This is a genomic window from Streptomyces sp. NPDC096046 (assembly GCF_040303285.1).
GTDB lineage: Bacteria > Actinomycetota > Actinomycetes > Streptomycetales > Streptomycetaceae > Streptomyces.
The window spans coordinates 14,997-31,511 of the sequence record NZ_JBEOSZ010000016.1 but is presented as its reverse complement, the minus strand read 5'-3'; the positions used below and the strand labels follow the sequence as shown (position 1 = coordinate 31,511).

Below are 16,515 nucleotides of genomic sequence, written 5' to 3'. Positions count from 1 at the left end.
AGGGAGCAGGCACCATGAAGGCAGCGGTCGTCCGAGAGTTCGGCAAGCCTCTGGTCATCGAGGAGAGGCCCGATCCGGAGCCCGGAACGGGGCAGGTGCTCGTGGCCGTCGAGGCATCCGGCCTGTGCCACACCGACATCCACGCCGCGTACGGCGACTGGCCGGTCAAGCCCGCACTGCCGTTCGTCCCCGGGCACGAGGGCGTCGGCATCGTCGAGAAACTGGGCGACGGCGTGACCCACCTCTCCGTCGGGGACCGCGTCGCCGTGCCCTGGCTCGGCAAGGCGTGCGGACGGTGCGAGCACTGCCGGTCCGGCTGGGAGACCCTGTGCGAGAGCCAGGTCAACACCGGGTACGGCTGCGACGGCGGGTACGCCGAGAGGATGCTGGCCTGGGCCGACTTCGCCCAGCCGGTGCCCGAGGGCGTCAGCGCCCTCGACGCCGCGCCGCTCACCTGCGCGGGCGTCACCACCTACAAGGCACTGAAGGTCGCGGACGTCAGGCCCGCCCAGCTCGTCGCGATCTCGGGCGTGGGCGGACTGGGGCACCTCGCGGTGCAGTACGCGAAGATCGCCGGAGCGCGGGTCGCCGCGATCGACGTCACCGACGACAAACTGCAACTGGCCCGGGAGCTCGGCGCCGACATCGTCATCGACGCCCGTACCCAGGACGTCGGCGCCGAGCTGAAGCGACACGGTGGCGCGCACGCGGCCCTCGCCCTCGCGGTGAACCCGGCCGCTTTCCAGGCCGTCAACTTCGGTCTGCGGCGCGGCGGGAAACTGGTCATGGTGGCCCTGCCGGCGCACGGCACCCTCCAGGTCCCGATCTTCGACACCGTCCTCAACGGCACTTCGGTCATCGGCTCCATCGTCGGCACCCGGCAGGACCTCGCCGAGGTTTTCCAGCTGCACGCCGAGGGGCGCACGAAGGTCATCCGGGAGACCCGCCCGCTCGCCGCCGTCAACGACTGCATCGACGAGGTCCTCCGTGGCCAGGTCAAGGCCCGGATCGTGTTCGATCTCAACGCGGGAGGCCGATAGCGATGTACCTGCCCCTGGTCGTCGGAGTCGACGGCTCCGAGTCGAGCCTCAGGGCCGTCGACTGGGCGGCCGACGAGGCCGCCCTGCACGGACTCCCCCTGCGGATCGTCCACGCCTACCGCTGGGACCGCTACGAAGGCGCCTCGCTCGCCCGCGAATTCGGCAAGCCGCCCGGTCACGTCACCTCCGGCGACATCCTCGTCGTCGCCACCCGCCGCGCCCGTCGTCGCCACCCGGACCTCGCCGTCACCAACGAAGCGGTGGCCGAAGAACCGGAGTACGTCCTCCTGCGCGAGGCCCGCAACGCCTCCGCCGTGATCGTTGGCACCCGCGGGCGCGGGGAACTCGCCGACCTCCTGCTCGGCTCCGTCAGCCTGACCGTGGCCACCGCGGCGGACTGCCCGGTCATCGTGATACGCGGCAACCACGACAACCGGGCCGACGGCCGGCGCGGCCGCGTAGTCGTCGGCGTGGCCGACGCACCCACGGCATCGGTGCGCTTCGCCTACGAGGAGGCCCGGCGGCGCGGGACCGCCCTGGACGCGGTACGTGCATGGCGTTGCCCCACCCACGAGCCGGCCGGCCATCCGCTGCTCGCGGGCACGCCCGAGCGTATGTACGAGGAACGGGCGGCCAAGGAACTGGAGGCCGCGCTCGCCGGCGCCCCAGCGGATGTGCGGCTGCGCCGGCACACGCTCGAGGGGGCTGCCCGCCGAGTGCTGCTGAACGCCTCGCACGAGGCGGACCTGCTGGTCGTCGGCCGACGGCGCCCCGGGCAGTTCGGGCACCGCCTCGGCCGGGTCGCCCACACGCTCCTGCACCACTCCGCCTGTCCGGTGGCGGTCGTACCCGACACGGCGTGACCGTCCGGAGCCGCTGCCCGGGACGACCGGAGGCAGACGGGGGCCAACCGGCCCTCCTGGCGTCCCCGTTCGGTCCCTGGGCGCGACCGACATCGTGACAGATGCTCGACAGGTCGAAGGAACCGAGCGGCTCGAAGGGGAACCACCATGAAGGACGACACGCCGCACCGCTCCGTGGTCCACGCGCTGCTCACGGACGGCACCACCGTCCGCATCCGTGCCGTCGGGCCCGGGGACCACGACCAGCTGGAGGGACTCTACGCGGAGATGTCCCCGGACAACCGCCGCCTGCGCTTCTTCTCAGCCGGCTCCCGCTCCGCCGGCCTGGCCGCGGACACCGTATGTGCGCCGGCCCGGCGCGGGCACCGGGCCCTCCTCGCCGAACGCGCCGGACAGGTCATCGGCCTCGTCGAGTACCACGCCCCGTCCGACGCGCCGCACACCGCCGAACTCGCCGTCGCGGTCGCCGACGGCCTGCACCACCGCGGCGTGGGAACCCTGCTCGTCGAGCACCTCGTCTCGGCCGCCCGGGCCGACGGCATCACCGCCTTCACCGCCGACGCCCTCAGCGACAACCACGAGGTGCTGCGCCTCTTCGCCGACCTCGGCCTCGCCGCGACCAGGCGGTTCGACGGCCCCGAGGTGCACTGCACCATCGACCTGCACGAGAACGAGACCTACCTGAGGGCCTCGGAGGCCCGGGGACGGACCGCCGACGTGGCCAGCCTGGAGCCGCTGCTGAAGCCGCGGTCCATCGCCGTCGTCGGGGCCGGCCGCCGGCCCGGCTCGGTGGGACGCGCCCTGCTGCACCACCTCCACCAGGACGGCTTCACGGGCCGCCTGTTCGCCGTGAACCCGGCCGCCGAGGCGATCCTCGGGGTACCGTCCTATCCCTCCGTCAGCGCCCTTCCCATCGCCCCTGACCTGGTCGTCGTGGCGAGCCCGGCCGGGACCGTGCCGGCCGTCGCCGAGGAGTGCGGAAAGGCGGGCGTACGCGCCCTCGTCGTGGTCTCCGCCGGACTCGACACGAAGCAGTCCGAGGCCCTGCTCACCGCCTGCCGGACCCACGGGATACGCCTGGTCGGCCCCAACTGCCTCGGCGTGGCCAACACCGCCCCCGGGTACCGGTTCGACGCCACCTTCGCCGCCGCACACCCGCGCGCCGGGACCGCAGGGGTCGCCGTACAGTCCGGTGGCATCGGTATTGCCCTGCTGGAAGGGCTGGCCCGGCTGGGCATCGGCGTCTCCACGTTCGCCTCGCTCGGCGACAAGTACGACGTCAGCGGCAACGACCTGCTCCAGTGGTGGGAGAGCGACGGCCACACCGACCTCGCCCTGCTCCACCTGGAGTCCTTCGGCAACCCGCGGGCCTTCTCCCGCACCGCCCGGCGTGTCACCCGGCGCCTGCCGGTGCTGACCGTCGACGCCGGACGCACCGACGCAGGCCGCCGCGCCGCCGCCTCGCACACCGCCGCCGCAGCCACCGGCACGATGACCCGCCAAGCACTGTTCACCCAGGCCGGCATCACCGCGACCCGCTCGGTCGGCGAACTGCTGGAAGCGGCGGCCCTGCTGCACGCGCAGCCACTGCCGGCCGGCACCCGCGTCGCCGTGATCACCAACGCCGGCGGCGCGGGGGTCCTGGCCGCCGACGCTTGCGCCGAAACCGGGCTGACCCTCAACCCGCCCAGCCCCGAACTGGCCGACGACCTGCTCGCCCTGCTGCCCGCCGGAGCGAGCGCCGGCAACCCCGTGGACGCCACCGCCGCCGTGACCGAGGACACGCTGAGCACCTGCGTCGAGCGGCTTGCGGGTCACCCGGCCGTCGACGCGGTCCTGGTGGCCCTCGTCCCCACCGCGGTCGCCGCGGCGACGGGCGACGACCTGGTCCGGGCCGTCACCCGGGGGCCCGGCCGCCGGGCCAAGCCCGTCATCGTCGTACGCCTGGAACAGGACCTGCCGGTCACCCTGCTGCCCGTCGCCGACGGCGAGGCGGTTCCCTCGTACGCCGAACCGCAGGCGGCGGCACGAGCGCTGGCCCATGCCGCCCGACGGGCGGCATGGCTCGCCCGGCCCGTCGGCACCGTGCCGGACCTGGACGACATCGACGGCTCCCGTGCGCACGCCCTGGTGGACGGCTTTCTCGCCCAGCAGCCGGACGGAGGCTGGCTGGACCCGCGTGCCTGCGCCGACCTCCTCTCCTGCTACGGCATTCCGCAGCAGCCCTGGGCCTGGGCCGAGACCGAGGACGACGCCGTAGTGGCCGCCGAACGCCTGCGCGGCACCGACGGCCCAGTGGTCCTCAAGGCGCATTGGCCCGGACTCGTACACAAGAGCCTCCAGCAGGCCGTCCGCCTCGACCTGCGCGACGAGGCCCAGGTACGCACGGCCTTCCGGGACCTGCGAACCCGCTTCGAAGGACTCATGACCGGAGTCGTCGTCCAGCCGCTCGCACCCCGCGGCACCGAACTGTTCGCCGGCGTCGTCCAGGACGGCGTCTTCGGCCCGCTCGTCGTCTTCGGCCTGGGAGGCACGGCGACGGAAGTGCTCGCCGACCACACCGCCCGTCTCGCCCCGCTCACCGGCAACGATGTGCACGACCTGATCACCGCCCCGCGCTGTGCACCCCTGCTCTTCGGCCCGCACGGCGGAGGTCCTGTCGACCTGGAGGGACTGGAACAGGTACTCCACGGGCTGTCCCGGATGGCCATGGACCTGCCGCAGCTCGCCGAAGCCGACTTCAACCCGATCCTCGCCACACCCGGCGGGGACACCGTTCTCGACGCGCGGATACGCCTGCTGCCCCGTCGGCCGCAGGACCCCTATCTGCGACGACTGCGCTGAGGAGGAACAGACATGAGGAGGCGGTGCCCGGGGTGGGCTGGAGAGAAGAACCAGGAAGGTTCGAGTGGAGGAGGCACGATGAGTGGTCTGGTGGTCGTGGGTGTGGACGGGTCGGCGTCGAGTCTCGCCGCGGTGGAGGCGGCGGTCCGGGAGGCGCGGGCGCGTGGGGCGAAGCTCAGGGTGGTGCACGCGTTCGTCTGGCCGGCGATGCATGTGCCCTTGGGTCCCTCGCCGTTGGGTCCGCCCGACGGGGGGCTTCGGAAGATGGCCGACCGTCTGGTGACCGAAGCGGTCGAGCGTGCGCGGGCGACGGCACCGGAGGTCGACGTGAACGGTGCGGTGGTGGCGGGTGATTCCCTGACGGTCCTGGAGGCCCAGTCGCGCGCGGCAGAGCTGGTGGTGGTGGGCTCCCGGGGCATGGGCGGGTTCGTCGGGCTGCTGGTGGGGTCGACGGCGGTGCACCTGGCGGCGCACGGCCGGTGTCCGGTGCTGGTGGTCCGGGAGGGGCCGAGTGCGGACGATCCGGTGGTGCTGGGCGTCGACGGCTCGGCCGCGGGGGAGCGGGCGGTGGAGTTCGCCTTCGCCGAGGCCGAGCTGCGGAAGGCGCCGCTGGTGGCGCTGCACGCCTGGACCACGTGGAACGCGCCGATGTCCGCGCCGCAGGATGCGTCGGCTCCGTACGCGAACCCGCCGGGCGCCCTCGCCGGGCAGGAGGAGCGCCTGCTGTCCGAGGCGCTGGCCGGCCACCGGGCACGGTATCCGGGTGTGGTGGTGGAGCAGAAAGTGATGCGCGGCCGAACCCGGGAGGCGTTGATCGACGCCAGCCGGTCCGCGCAGTTGGTCGTGGTCGGTGCCCGGGGGCGCGGCGGCTTCGCCGGGTTGCTGCTCGGCTCGGTCAGCCAGGCCCTCCTCCACCACGCCCACTGCCCGGTGGCGGTGGTGCGGGCGGCGGTCGCGCGGGACTGACCGCACCAGGTGCGGGGCCCTACCCGTCCCGGGACGCGGGCGGGTCGCGTGCCGGGTGGGGTGAGGGCAGCCGCGGATGCGCGGGGCGCCAGGTCATGGCCGGTGCGGGGCCGTGAGGCGGCCACGCGCCGAGGTGCCGGTGACGGCGAGGGGAGGGCGCCACGGGCGGCGGCCGGTGGCTCGGGCCCGTGGCGGACCACACCGCCGCGGGCCTTCGGCGTGTCGCTCTGCCTGCCGGTGGCCCTCGTGCTTCCCGTACCACGGGTGGACCTGCTCATGGGTGCCCGGTGCCCGGTGCCCGGTGCCCGGTGCCCGGGTCGCCCGCGGACACTCGGCCAGGGCCGAACGGCCCTCGGTACGGCCCTGTGGCCCCTGGGCACAACGAGCGGCTGAGCCGAGGCTGGGAGACGAGAAGCCGCACATCGGCGGCGCTCGGGAACAGGAGAACCCAGTGACTCATCCGGTGATCGCAGGGGTGGACGGCTCCGCCTCCAGTCTTGAGGCGGTCGAGGTCGCGGCCCGTGAGGCGCAGCTGCGTGGCGCCCCTTTGCGGATCGTGCACGCGTTCGGGCGCCGGCCGGCCGGCAGTCCGCCCTGGAGCCCGGCCGGCCACGGTCTTGAGCCGATGACCCACGGAGTGCTGGCCCGCGCCGAGGAACTGGCCCACACGGCAGCGCCGGATGTGGCCGTCACCCGGTCGGTGGTGGCCGGGGAGGCAGCCGAGGTACTGGAGATCGAGTCGCGGTCGGCCTCGCTGGCCGTGGTCGGCAGCCGGGGCCTGAGCGGCTTCTCCGGGTTGTTGCTGGGCTCGACGGCCATCCACCTGGCCGCACACGGCCACTGCCCTCTGATGGTGGTACGAGGCCGCCCCGACCCGGCCGGTCCGGTGGTGCTGGCCGTGGACGGCTCCGAAGCCGGCGCGGACGCGGTGGAGTTCGCCTTCACTGAGGCGGCCCTGCGCAAGGCGCCGCTGGTGGCCGTGCACGTCTGGAACACCTGGAGCGAGCACGCCTACGAGGGTCCCGGCGACCCCCTGAACGCCATGGTGGCGGACGCCGACCGGCTCCGCGAGGCCGAACAGCAGCTGCTGGACGAGGCGGTCAGCGCCTGGCAGGGGAAGTTCCCTCAGGTGACGGTGGAGCGACGCCTGGTGCGCTCCCGTGTCCGTCAGGCCCTCATCGATGCCGGCCGAGGTGCTCAGCTGGTGGTCGTCGGTGCCCGGGGACGCGGCGGTTTCACCGGGCTCCTTCTCGGTTCGGTCAGCCAGGCCCTGCTGCACCACGCCCACTGCCCCGTCACCGTCGTCCGCGGGGAGGAGTGACCGTGTCTCAGCGGACCAGGCTGGACGATCCCACTTCGCCGGCACGGGCGCCCCTGCGGCCGGACGCCTACCGACGCGACGCCACTGACGTGGCGGACTCGCTCGCGGTGGTCCCGGCCATGGGTCTGACCAGGGTGGACGCCGAGCGGAGGGCCACCGAGTGGGGAGCCAACGAGCTGGCGCAACCGGCCCGCAGGCCGCAGTGGCTGCGCCTGCTGGACCAGTTCCGCAGCTGGCTGATCGGCATCCTGCTCGCCGCCGCCGTCATCGCCGGGATCATCGGCGAGGTCAAGGACGCCCTGGTCATCACCGTCGTCCTGCTCATCAACGCCACCATCGGCTACCTGCAGGAACGGCGGGCCGAGCGCAGCCTGGAAGCGCTGCGCCGGATGCTGGTCCCCACCGCGCGCGTGCGCCGCGACGGCCGGGTGAGGACGATCCCGGCCGTCGCCCTCGTGCCCGGCGACATCGTCCTCCTGGGAGCCGGAGACCGTATCCCGGCCGACGGGCGCCTGGTCGTCGCCGAGACGGTCGAGGCCGCCGAAGCCGCGCTGACCGGCGAGTCCCATCCCGTCACCAAGTCGACCGCACCCACCGCGGCCGACGGAGACGAGTCGGTACCCGTCGCCGACCGCACGGGCATGCTCTTCATGAACACCGCGCTGACCCGCGGCCGCGCCGAGATGATCGTCACGGCCACCGGCATGCGCACGGAGGTCGGCGCGATCGCCGAGGCACTGCGCACCGGCGCGGAACCGCCCAGCCCGCTCCAGGTCCAGATGGACAGCCTGGGCCGGCGCCTCGCCGCGATCAGCGGAGTCGCCGTGGCCGCCTACGCATGCGTGGCCCTCCTGCGCGGCGATGAGCCGGCCGACCTCGCGCTGCGGGCGGTGGCCCTGGCCGTCGCGGCGATCCCCGAAGGGCTGCCCGCCGTTCTCGCGCTCACGCTGGCCCTGGGCGTCTACCGCATGGCCCGCCGCGGAGCCATCGTCAAGCGGCTGGCCTCCGTGGAGGCGCTCGGCTCGGCGACCGTGGTGTGCAGCGACAAGACCGGCACGCTCACCATGAACGAGATGACCGTCCGCGCCCTGTGGGCGGCCGGATGCGACCACGAGGTGACCGGCGAGGGCTACGACACCACCGGCACGGTGCTCGCCGCCGACGGGACCGGCGTGGACGTGCGGGACGCGGTGCTGCCGTTCGGGCTGTGCAACGACGCCCGCCGCACTCCGGAAGGTGTCACCGGCGACCCCACCGAGGCCGCCCTGATCGTGCTCGCCGCCAAGGCCGGCCTCGACGCCGAACCGCGCGGGCACGTGCCGCGTACGGGTGAGGTGCCCTTCGACCCGGCCGCCAAGTACATGGCCACCTTCCACCGTGACACCGACGGCCGGACCGTCGTCCACGCCAAGGGAGCCGTCGACGTCCTGCTGGACCGCTGCACCCACGTCCTGACCGAGCACGGGCCCGCCCTGCTCGACACCGAGCGCCGCCGGGAAGTCACCGACGCCGCCCGGCGGATGGGCGGCCAGGGCCTGCGCGTCCTGGGCGCCGCGACCGCGACCGCCGGCCGGGCCCACCCGGACGAGGTCCGCGGGCTGACCCTGACCGCCGTCGCCGGGATCGCCGACCCGCCCCGCCCCGAGGCCCGCGACGCGGTCGCCCTGGCCCGGGAGGCCGGCGTCACCGTCAAGATGATCACCGGGGACCATGCCGACACCGCGACCGCCATCGCCCGCGAACTCGGCATCACCGGCGAGGTTGTCTCCGGCGCCGAATTGGCCCGGATGAGCGACGACGAACTGGCGGACCGCATCGAGGACATCGGTGTCTTCGCCCGCGTCGCCCCCGAGCACAAGGTGACCATCGTCCGCGCGCTGGCCCGGCGCGGCCACATCGTGGCCATGACCGGGGACGGAGTCAACGACGCCGCTGCCCTGCGCGCTGCCCACATCGGCGTCGCGATGGGCGTCACCGGCACCGACGTGGCCAAAGAGGCCGCCGACATCGTGCTGACCGACGACGACTTCTCCACCATCGTCCGTGCGGTCCGTGAGGGTCGCTCCATCTACGACAACATCGTCACTTTCGTCCGCTTCCAGCTGTCCACCAACGTCGGCGCCATCCTCACCCTGCTCGCCACCGTACTGGCCGGGATGCCCGCCCCCATGTCCGCGATCCAGCTGCTGTGGGTCAACATCATCATGGACGGGCCGCCCGCCATGGCCCTGGCCGTCGACCCACCGGGGGACAACGTGATGCGGCGTCCGCCCCGCCCGTCCGGCGAACGCATCCTGAACGCCCGCCGCCTGGCCGCCGTCATCCGTTCCGGCGCCGTCATGGCCGCCGGCACCCTGGTGGTGTTCGCCGGCGCCCGTCACCTCACCGACACCGCGACCGCCGCCACCATGGCCTTCACCACGTTCGTCCTCTTCCAGCTCTGCAACGCCCTGGCCGCGCGCAGCGAGGACGGCCCCGTCCTCGGACGCCACCAGCTGCACAACCGCACCCTGTGGATCTGCCTGGCCGCCGTCCTCACCCTCCAAGTCGTCGCCGTACAGGCGCCGGTCGCCCAAGGAGTCTTCGACACCGTCGCCCTCAGCCCGGCGCAGTGGGCGATCTGCCTCGCCACCGCCTTCACCGTGCTGCTGACCGAGCACGTCTGGCGGGCCGCACACGCTCGGCGCGCAGCACCGGCATTGACCCCATGAGACCCGGCACCCACGAGGTCCGAGAAGGGGACCATGGGCCATTCGGTCGGCCCGTCGGGTTCGGCTTCCGTTCGACCGTGAGTGAGGGGCGTCCCGCATATCGGCGAGCAGGTGACGGCCATGCCCAAGTGGTTCTCCACCCGGAGCGGTCGGTCGATGGGGCCGGTCGGGCCCCCTCCGGGCCCATCGGCCCCTGGCCCGGAAAACCGCTGAACGGCAAGGTCGTAGCGGTTGACCCGACACAGGAGGTGGGCTTCATGCCCGGTATGATCATCGTGGGACTCGATGGCTCGCTGGAGAGCCGGGCCGCCGCGGACTGGGCCGCCCGTGAGGCAGCGCTGCGCGGGCTGGCGGTGAAGCTGGTTCACGTGTGGCAACCGGTACCCGCACGCATGGCGCAGGCTCCGCTCCTCGGCGCGGAGACCCACCGGCACTGGACCGAGCGGATTCCGCGTGAGACCGCCGAGGGCCTGCGGGTGCGCCACCCGGATGTCGAAGTGGGCATCGAGCAACTGACCGGCTCGCGGACCGACGCCCTGGTGGAGGCGGCGGGCGGGGCGGAACTGCTGGTCCTCGGCTCCCGTGCCCTGAGCGGCCTCGGAGGCTTCCTGGTGGGCTCCATAGGGCAGAGCGTGGTCGCCCGTACCGAGACGGCCGTGGTCCTCGTGCGCGCCGGGGAGCAGGCCGTGGACGAACATGTCAGGGATTCCGCCGGCATCCCGTCTGCCGCCACCGCGTTCCGGCCCGTGGTCCTGGGCCTGGACACCGACCGCCCCGCCGAGAGCGTGCTCGACTTCGCCTTCCAGGAGGCCGGGTGCCGTCAGGCCCCGCTGACCGTCGTACACGGCTGGGACCTGTCGCCCTACGCCGTCTACACCATGGGAGCGGGTTTCGCGTCGCACGAGGAGTTCGCCCGGGCGGAGGCCACCGCGCTCACCGAGGCGCTGCGGCCCTGGCGGCAGAAGTACCCGGACGTCGAGGTCGCCGAGGTCTCCCGTCCGGGCAGCGCCGCGAACCTCCTCGTCGACTCCTCCCGCGACGCCTCCCTCGTCGTCGTCGGCAGGCGGCGTCGCCGCAATCGGCTGGGCGTGCACATCGGGTCCGTGGCTCACGCGGTCATGCATCACGCCGCCGCCCCCGTCGCCGTCGTCGCGCACGACTGACCCTCCGGTCGCGGACACGGAAGGCGACGTACCCTGAGGACCGTTTCCCCACAGGTGGGTTACGACGCCGGCGCGGGCGCCGTTGCACTCGGTTGTCCTCTCGGGAGCCACCCGAAGCAAGGACACGGCGACGGCACGCGTCACACGGCCGATGCGCCACGCACGCCCCCGGGGACCTGGTGCGATCAACCAGGAAACATCCCCGTTTGCAGGCGCGGAATCCGGCGTCTCCTGATGCGGCTCACGAGGCCGGCCTGAAGCCGTCCCGCACAGGCTGGCCCTCGCTGCGGCAGGCTTAGGGGAAGCAGCGGTTGACCACCCGTTCTCCGGCTCCTCCGCAGCGGTTCGGGCGTCCCGGTTGCTGTCGTCAGGCGGCCGGTGCGGTGGCAGGGACTTGGTCGATCGGGGCCGGGCAGGCGGTTCCCGGGAGCGGTGAGGAAACTTGCCCGGGCAGCCGACCCGCCGCACGAAGGCACTCCCCGGTGCGAAATACTCTCCCGATGAGTTCACGCACTTCGTCGATCAGTCGGCCGATCACGATACGGAGGGCCGTCGCGGGGGATGCCAAACGGCTCACACGGCTCGTGCGTGGCTCAAGTGCCTACGAGGGTAAGTACGCAGCCGCAGTCGCGGGCTACCGGGTCGGTCCTGATTACATCGAGGCCCACCGCGCTTTTGTGGCCGTCGGCGCCGACGAGCACGGAGGCCGGGTCCTCGGGTTCTACTCGCTGGTCCTCGTTCCGCCGGAGCTCGACCTGCTGTTCGTCGCCGACGAAGTGCAAGGGCGGGGTATTGGACGGCTGCTCGTGGCGCACATGCAGTCCGAGGCCCGTGCCGCCGGGCTCGACCGTGTCAAGGTCGTGTCGCATCTTCCCGCCGAGGGCTTCTATCACCGCGCAGGTGCGGTGCGGATCGGGACCGCGCTCGCGAACCCGCCCGCCGTGCCGTGGGACCGTCCCGAATTCGAGTTTCGCATTCCTTCGGGATGAAGGGCGTGCCGCCTGGCGGGGCACCAGCTTCGCCTGCATGGTGGCCGGCTTGCAGGAGTCGCTGTCCGCCGCGCGCTCTGTGCGTGCCCTCGCCTCCGCCCTGGCGGACGCCTGCGTCAGGGCGGAGGCGACGCTGCGTTCTTGAAGGCGCGACCGCGATGAGGGCCTTGCTACTGATTGGCTTGCGGCATCCGGAAAATCGCGGTTCCCGCTTCCAGATCTATCTTCGTTCGGTTCCGTGGTGCCCCGTCTTCCTCGTCGTCCCGCATTACCAGTGCCGACCGACGCTCCTTGAGTTCGTTCTGCTTCCCGGGCGAGAAGCTCGCATGGAGCTGCTCAAACCCGGTCGCTGATACCTGGCCCTGCCGGACGCTGTTCCGCCATGGAAGCAGACCGGCCCGCCCCGCACGGAGAAGCAGCTGATCTACGAACGCCACGACGTCAGCAGGATGACCAGTCCCGGCAAGGTCACGAAGACGGCAAATTCCATGCCATCAGTATCCAGAGCGGAGGCGATGACGTTCAGGGGTTCTCGCAGAATGATGCTCTTGTGGCACGGTGGAAGTGCGTGTGACGCCGGGTGACCATCGGGGCTTCGGCGCAGCCAGGTGCTGTCCGGTTCGGGCGGATGTGCCGCGCCCCGAGCGAGGCGGAGGGTGGTGCTCCCTCATGCAACGCACCGGATCGACCATCGCACGCGCTGGCATGTGAGGGGTGCGGCCCCCTTCGCGTGGCGCGGTGATCGATCCTGGGAGTGCAGGGGGTCAGCCGTCCAGCAGCGTTCCCATCCACTCTTCGATCCCTTCCGCCGTCCGCGGTGGCGCGCCCGACATCAGCCGGGGGCCGTTCGCGGTGATGACGAGGTCGTCCTCGATGCGCACGCCGATGCCCCGCAGCTCCGGCGGCAGCGTCTCGTCGTCCGGCTGGAGGTAGAGGCCGGGCTCGACGGTGAGGACCTGGCCTTCGGCCAGGACACCGTCGAGGCAGGGCGGAGAGCCGGGCCCGGCGGCCGGGGGTGACGGTGTGGGCGGCGACCCGGACGTCGTCGGGCAGCGGGGTCGGCGCCCAGCCTTCCCGCATGGATGCCGCCAACTCGGCGGAAACGGCGCGGTCGTGACTTCCGATGGTGAGGGGTGCGCGAGAGGAGGGCATCACTGGCTCCTGGAATCGGCGGGAGCGGAAGCGACTTGACGCTCACTCACATGGAAGCTGCACAGGGCTTGCCAGTGCAATTTCACATTACTATGTTACTGGTCACATCGCGGGCTGCGAGCACAGTTCAACCGGCCTGCTCCGCACCGCCGTTCGCCGTGCATCGGCCACCGCCGAGCCACCCTCCAGTCACCCCCACCCTCGGGAGCCCCTGGTGTTCCAGCACAGATCTGCGCGTGCTTCCCTCCTCGCCGCAGCCGTGTCGGCGGCGCTTCTCGCCACGACGGCGCCGGCCGCCCAGGCCGCCCAGGCCGCGCACGACGCGCCGGCCGTCCCGCCCACCTTCCGTGCCGCGCAGCCGGCCGCGGCCCCCGCGACTGCCCACGACGAGGTCGAGCGGCTGGCCCGCGCGCCGCGCCGGGCCGTACAGCCCGCCCCCGCCCCCGGCGAGCGGGCCGAGGGCCGGATACCGGGCCGGCAGCAGACCGCCTCCGGGAAGGCGGCCGCGCGAACCACCACGCCGCACACCACCGCGGGCGTGCCGTGCACGCTCGACGGCATCAGCGGCCTCGGGCCCGAGCGGCTCGCCGACTTCCTCGCCGACCCGGCCGTCACCGCCGACGGCTGTCTGTCCGGCCTGATCTGGAAGTGGGACGCCCGCCTCGCCCGGGTCATGACGGACGCGCACGTCCAAGCGGTCAGCAACCGCGCCGTCAGGCTGGCGGCCACCCACGACGGGCGCAACGGCACGCACCTGCTGGAGACGTTCACCTATCTCCACGCGGTGGCCTACCACGACTTCAGCCGCGACGAGATCGACATCACCGACCCCCCCACCACCGAGGCCGTCCGCCGGGCCGTCCACTACTTCGGCACCGCCGCACGCACCTTCGACGCCACGCGCACCAACGCGGAGACACTGCGCGAGGCGCTGCACGCCGGCAGTGCCCCCGGGCTGCGGCACAGCCAGCTCGGCCTCATCAAGAAGGTGCTGGCCACCATGGACCGGTACCACACCACGACCTACGCGGACCCGGCCTGGGGCGGTGCGGCCCTCGCCGCGCTGTCCGTCAACTACCTCGGCATCTACCCGGGCAACCGCGACACCGCCTTCCACACCCTGGCGGCCCGGGACGATGCGTACCGCGCCGCCTTCAAGGCCTTCGCCGGACACACCCACCTCAAGGGCACGCCCAACGAGTGGGTCGTCCGCGACGCCCTCGGCGAGTACGGGCGCTTCGGCCAGATCGACACCCTGCGCGCCGCGCTCGTGCGCGACCTCGGAAGCAGCGTGCTCCCCGCCACGCAGACCAACTGGAGCCGCGGCAGCGCACCGTGGGCGAAGATCGTCTCGTGGCTGAACTTCTACGAGGCGTGCACGCAGTACGCCGTGTGCAAGGAGGACATCGAGCGCATCGTCTTCCCCCACACGTACACCTACGACAGGGGAGCGATCCGCGTCCGCACCGGACTGGACCGCGCCACCGTCGACCAGCTCTACTACGCGAGCAAGCAGGTCAGGGCGCAGTTCCACCGGGTGCTCGGCTCCGAACAGCCGCTCACCGGGGACGCCAATGCCGTTCTCACCGTCGTGCTGTACGCCTCACGCGCCGACTACGAGAACTACCACCCCCTCCTCACCGGCATGGGCACCGACAACGGCGGCATCTACGTCGAGCGCGGCGCCACCTTCTACACCTACCAGCGCCGCGTGCCGCAGGACTCCTCGCTCACGCTGGAGGAGCTGTTCCGCCACGAGTACGTGCACTACCTCAATGGCCGCTTCGCCGTGCCCGGCTACTTCGGTGAGGGCTCGTGGTACCAGGGCGACCGCACCACCGCCATGGACGAGGGGACCGCCGAGTTCTTCGACGGGGCGACACGCGACGACGGTGTTGCCGTGCGCAAGTCCCTGGTCCGGTCGGTCATCGACGACACGGCCGACGGCAGCCCCCGCATGACCGTGAACCAGCTGCTGCACGCCACGTACGACGGCGACGGCTTCCGCTTCTACAGCTATGCGGGCACCTTCTTCGAGTACTTGTGGACCGAGCGGCCCGCGCTGCTCCGGGAGATGTACCGGCATCTGCGGGCCAATGACCCGGCCGCGTTCGACGCCTGGCGCACCCGGCTGGGCGGGGACGCGACGCTCCAGCGGGGCTACGACGCCTTCCTGGACGCGCAGATCGCCAAGGTGGACGACCTCTTCGTGCCGAACGTCACCTACACGCCCAACGACCAGCTGCGGGACGCGTCCCTGGACGCCGTGCGGGTCTCGTTCGCCTCGGCGACGTACCTGGACCCGTCGTGCGCCGAGAACGGCGACTCCGGCAGGCGGCGCTTCGTGTGCACCGGTCGCATCACGGCGCGGCTCACCGACGCGGCCAGCCCCGACCTGATCTTCAAGGACATGTCCGAGACGGTGGACGGCTTCATCCTCGACCGGGCCGGCGCCGCCTCCAACAACCTCGCCGACATGAACTGTTCCTTCGGCGAGGTGGTGATCTGGAGCGACGGGCGGGGCGGCACCGCCCCGTACACCTGCGAAGGCCCGCTGCGGAGTTGAGGCCACCCGGAAAGTCCCCGCTCCTTCACCCGAACGAAATGTGACATGTTGCCGCGGTGGCCAAGAGGCACGTCCTGGACGCCGTCGCGGCCGGAGCCGACGCCGACGGGGCGGCCTGCGCCTCCTGGGTGAGCCGCTCCGGCCTCCCCGTCGCCGTCGTCGACCGCAGCCCCGGCTCGGGCGGCACCGGCGGCGCCGGGGAAGGCAATCTCCTCGTCTGGCGACAAGGAGGCGGGGCACGAGCTCGACCTCGCGCTGCTGTCGACCCGGCTGCGGCGTGCACTCGTGGACGGACTCCCACAGGAGAGCCAGTACGAGCCTAAGGGGTCCTTTCACTATGAGCGTCCGATCAGGGCACGTGGTCTGGTGCCGTGCATCGCAAGGCGCCGGGAAGCCCTCGTAGCGGAGCTACTGGGGCGTTTCGGCAACGCGGCGAGGTGCGGTGCCAGACCACGCGACCCGGACGGGCATAGTGAAAGGACCCCTAAGGGCGGTCTCGTCGTCGCAACCGACGAGGCCGCCCTCACCGCCCTGCGCACCTTCGCGGAGGGCCAGTGCCGCGCCGGCGTCGACGCGGCAGGCCATGGCGACCCACCCGGGCCGGGAGTTCGCCAACGAGTCGTGCACCGGGAGGCAGGAGCACCACCCGCCGGCCGCGGAAGCGGCGTGCGGTCCCACTGCTCTCCTGCCCGCAGTTCACTGGGCAGCCGATCGCCGAGACGACGGTCGGCAGCCGCCCGGCGGCCCTGCCCACCGTCGCCGGCCGGGCGTGGATCACCGGCACCGCCCCGTACGTCCTGGACCTGTCCGGCCCCTTCCCCGCAGGCGTCCTGCTGTGACCGGCCGCTCCATGCTCCAGGTCCGGACCATCGACTACCACACGGCGGGCGAACCGTTCCG

The 16,515-nt window shown here is 72.4% G+C and carries 10 protein-coding genes and 2 pseudogenes; 10 read left to right on the top strand and 2 right to left on the bottom strand.

The window, feature by feature from the left end; all coding sequences use genetic code 11:
• The first annotated feature begins 14 nt into the window (after positions 1-14).
• From adhP to ABTX62_RS16395, 8 genes are all read left to right on the top strand, one after another.
• Positions 15-1,040 carry an alcohol dehydrogenase AdhP gene (gene adhP, locus ABTX62_RS16430; RefSeq protein ID WP_352116800.1) on the top strand — a complete coding sequence of 342 codons (1,026 nt, stop codon included), beginning with the start codon at positions 15-17 and terminating at the stop codon, positions 1,038-1,040.
• 2 nt (positions 1,041-1,042) lie between these two features.
• A complete protein-coding gene (locus ABTX62_RS16425; RefSeq protein ID WP_352116799.1) occupies positions 1,043-1,903 on the top strand; it encodes a universal stress protein in 861 nt (286 codons plus the stop codon).
• Between the two features lie 147 nt (positions 1,904-2,050).
• On the top strand, positions 2,051-4,747 hold the full coding sequence (locus ABTX62_RS16420) for a bifunctional acetate--CoA ligase family protein/GNAT family N-acetyltransferase (RefSeq protein ID WP_352116798.1): 2,697 nt from the start codon (positions 2,051-2,053) through the stop codon (positions 4,745-4,747).
• 78 nt (positions 4,748-4,825) lie between these two features.
• The gene (locus ABTX62_RS16415; protein ID WP_352116797.1) at positions 4,826-5,713 is read left to right on the top strand and encodes a universal stress protein; all 888 of its coding nucleotides are present in this window, start codon (positions 4,826-4,828) and stop codon (positions 5,711-5,713) included.
• Between the two features lie 451 nt (positions 5,714-6,164).
• Positions 6,165-7,034 (top strand): universal stress protein, encoded by an 870-nt coding sequence (locus ABTX62_RS16410; RefSeq protein ID WP_352116796.1) that lies wholly within the window; start codon positions 6,165-6,167, stop codon positions 7,032-7,034.
• A 2-nt stretch (positions 7,035-7,036) separates the two neighbouring features.
• Positions 7,037-9,745 (top strand): cation-translocating P-type ATPase, encoded by a 2,709-nt coding sequence (locus tag ABTX62_RS16405; protein WP_352116795.1) that lies wholly within the window; start codon positions 7,037-7,039, stop codon positions 9,743-9,745.
• A 257-nt stretch (positions 9,746-10,002) separates the two neighbouring features.
• On the top strand, positions 10,003-10,908 hold the full coding sequence (locus ABTX62_RS16400) for a universal stress protein (protein WP_352116794.1): 906 nt from the start codon (positions 10,003-10,005) through the stop codon (positions 10,906-10,908).
• 500 nt (positions 10,909-11,408) lie between these two features.
• Positions 11,409-11,897: a GNAT family N-acetyltransferase gene (locus ABTX62_RS16395; protein WP_352116793.1), complete on the top strand. Its 489-nt coding sequence runs from the start codon at positions 11,409-11,411 to the stop codon at positions 11,895-11,897.
• Between the two features lie 170 nt (positions 11,898-12,067).
• Here the strand turns inward: ABTX62_RS16395 and ABTX62_RS16390 are convergent.
• Positions 12,068-12,387: pseudogene (locus tag ABTX62_RS16390) on the bottom strand (DUF6191 domain-containing protein).
• 274 nt (positions 12,388-12,661) lie between these two features.
• Positions 12,662-12,880 (bottom strand): annotated as a pseudogene (locus tag ABTX62_RS16385) (M24 family metallopeptidase); the annotation flags it as partial.
• Between the two features lie 383 nt (positions 12,881-13,263).
• Here ABTX62_RS16385 and ABTX62_RS16380 point away from each other — a divergent pair.
• Together ABTX62_RS16380 and ABTX62_RS37915 are read left to right on the top strand one after the other, a co-directional pair.
• Positions 13,264-15,615 carry a collagenase gene (locus tag ABTX62_RS16380; protein ID WP_352116792.1) on the top strand — a complete coding sequence of 784 codons (2,352 nt, stop codon included), beginning with the start codon at positions 13,264-13,266 and terminating at the stop codon, positions 15,613-15,615.
• A 554-nt stretch (positions 15,616-16,169) separates the two neighbouring features.
• Complete coding sequence (locus tag ABTX62_RS37915) at positions 16,170-16,454, top strand: proline racemase family protein (RefSeq protein ID WP_502997962.1); 285 nt, start codon at positions 16,170-16,172, stop codon at positions 16,452-16,454.
• Positions 16,455-16,515: the final 61 nt, after the last annotated feature.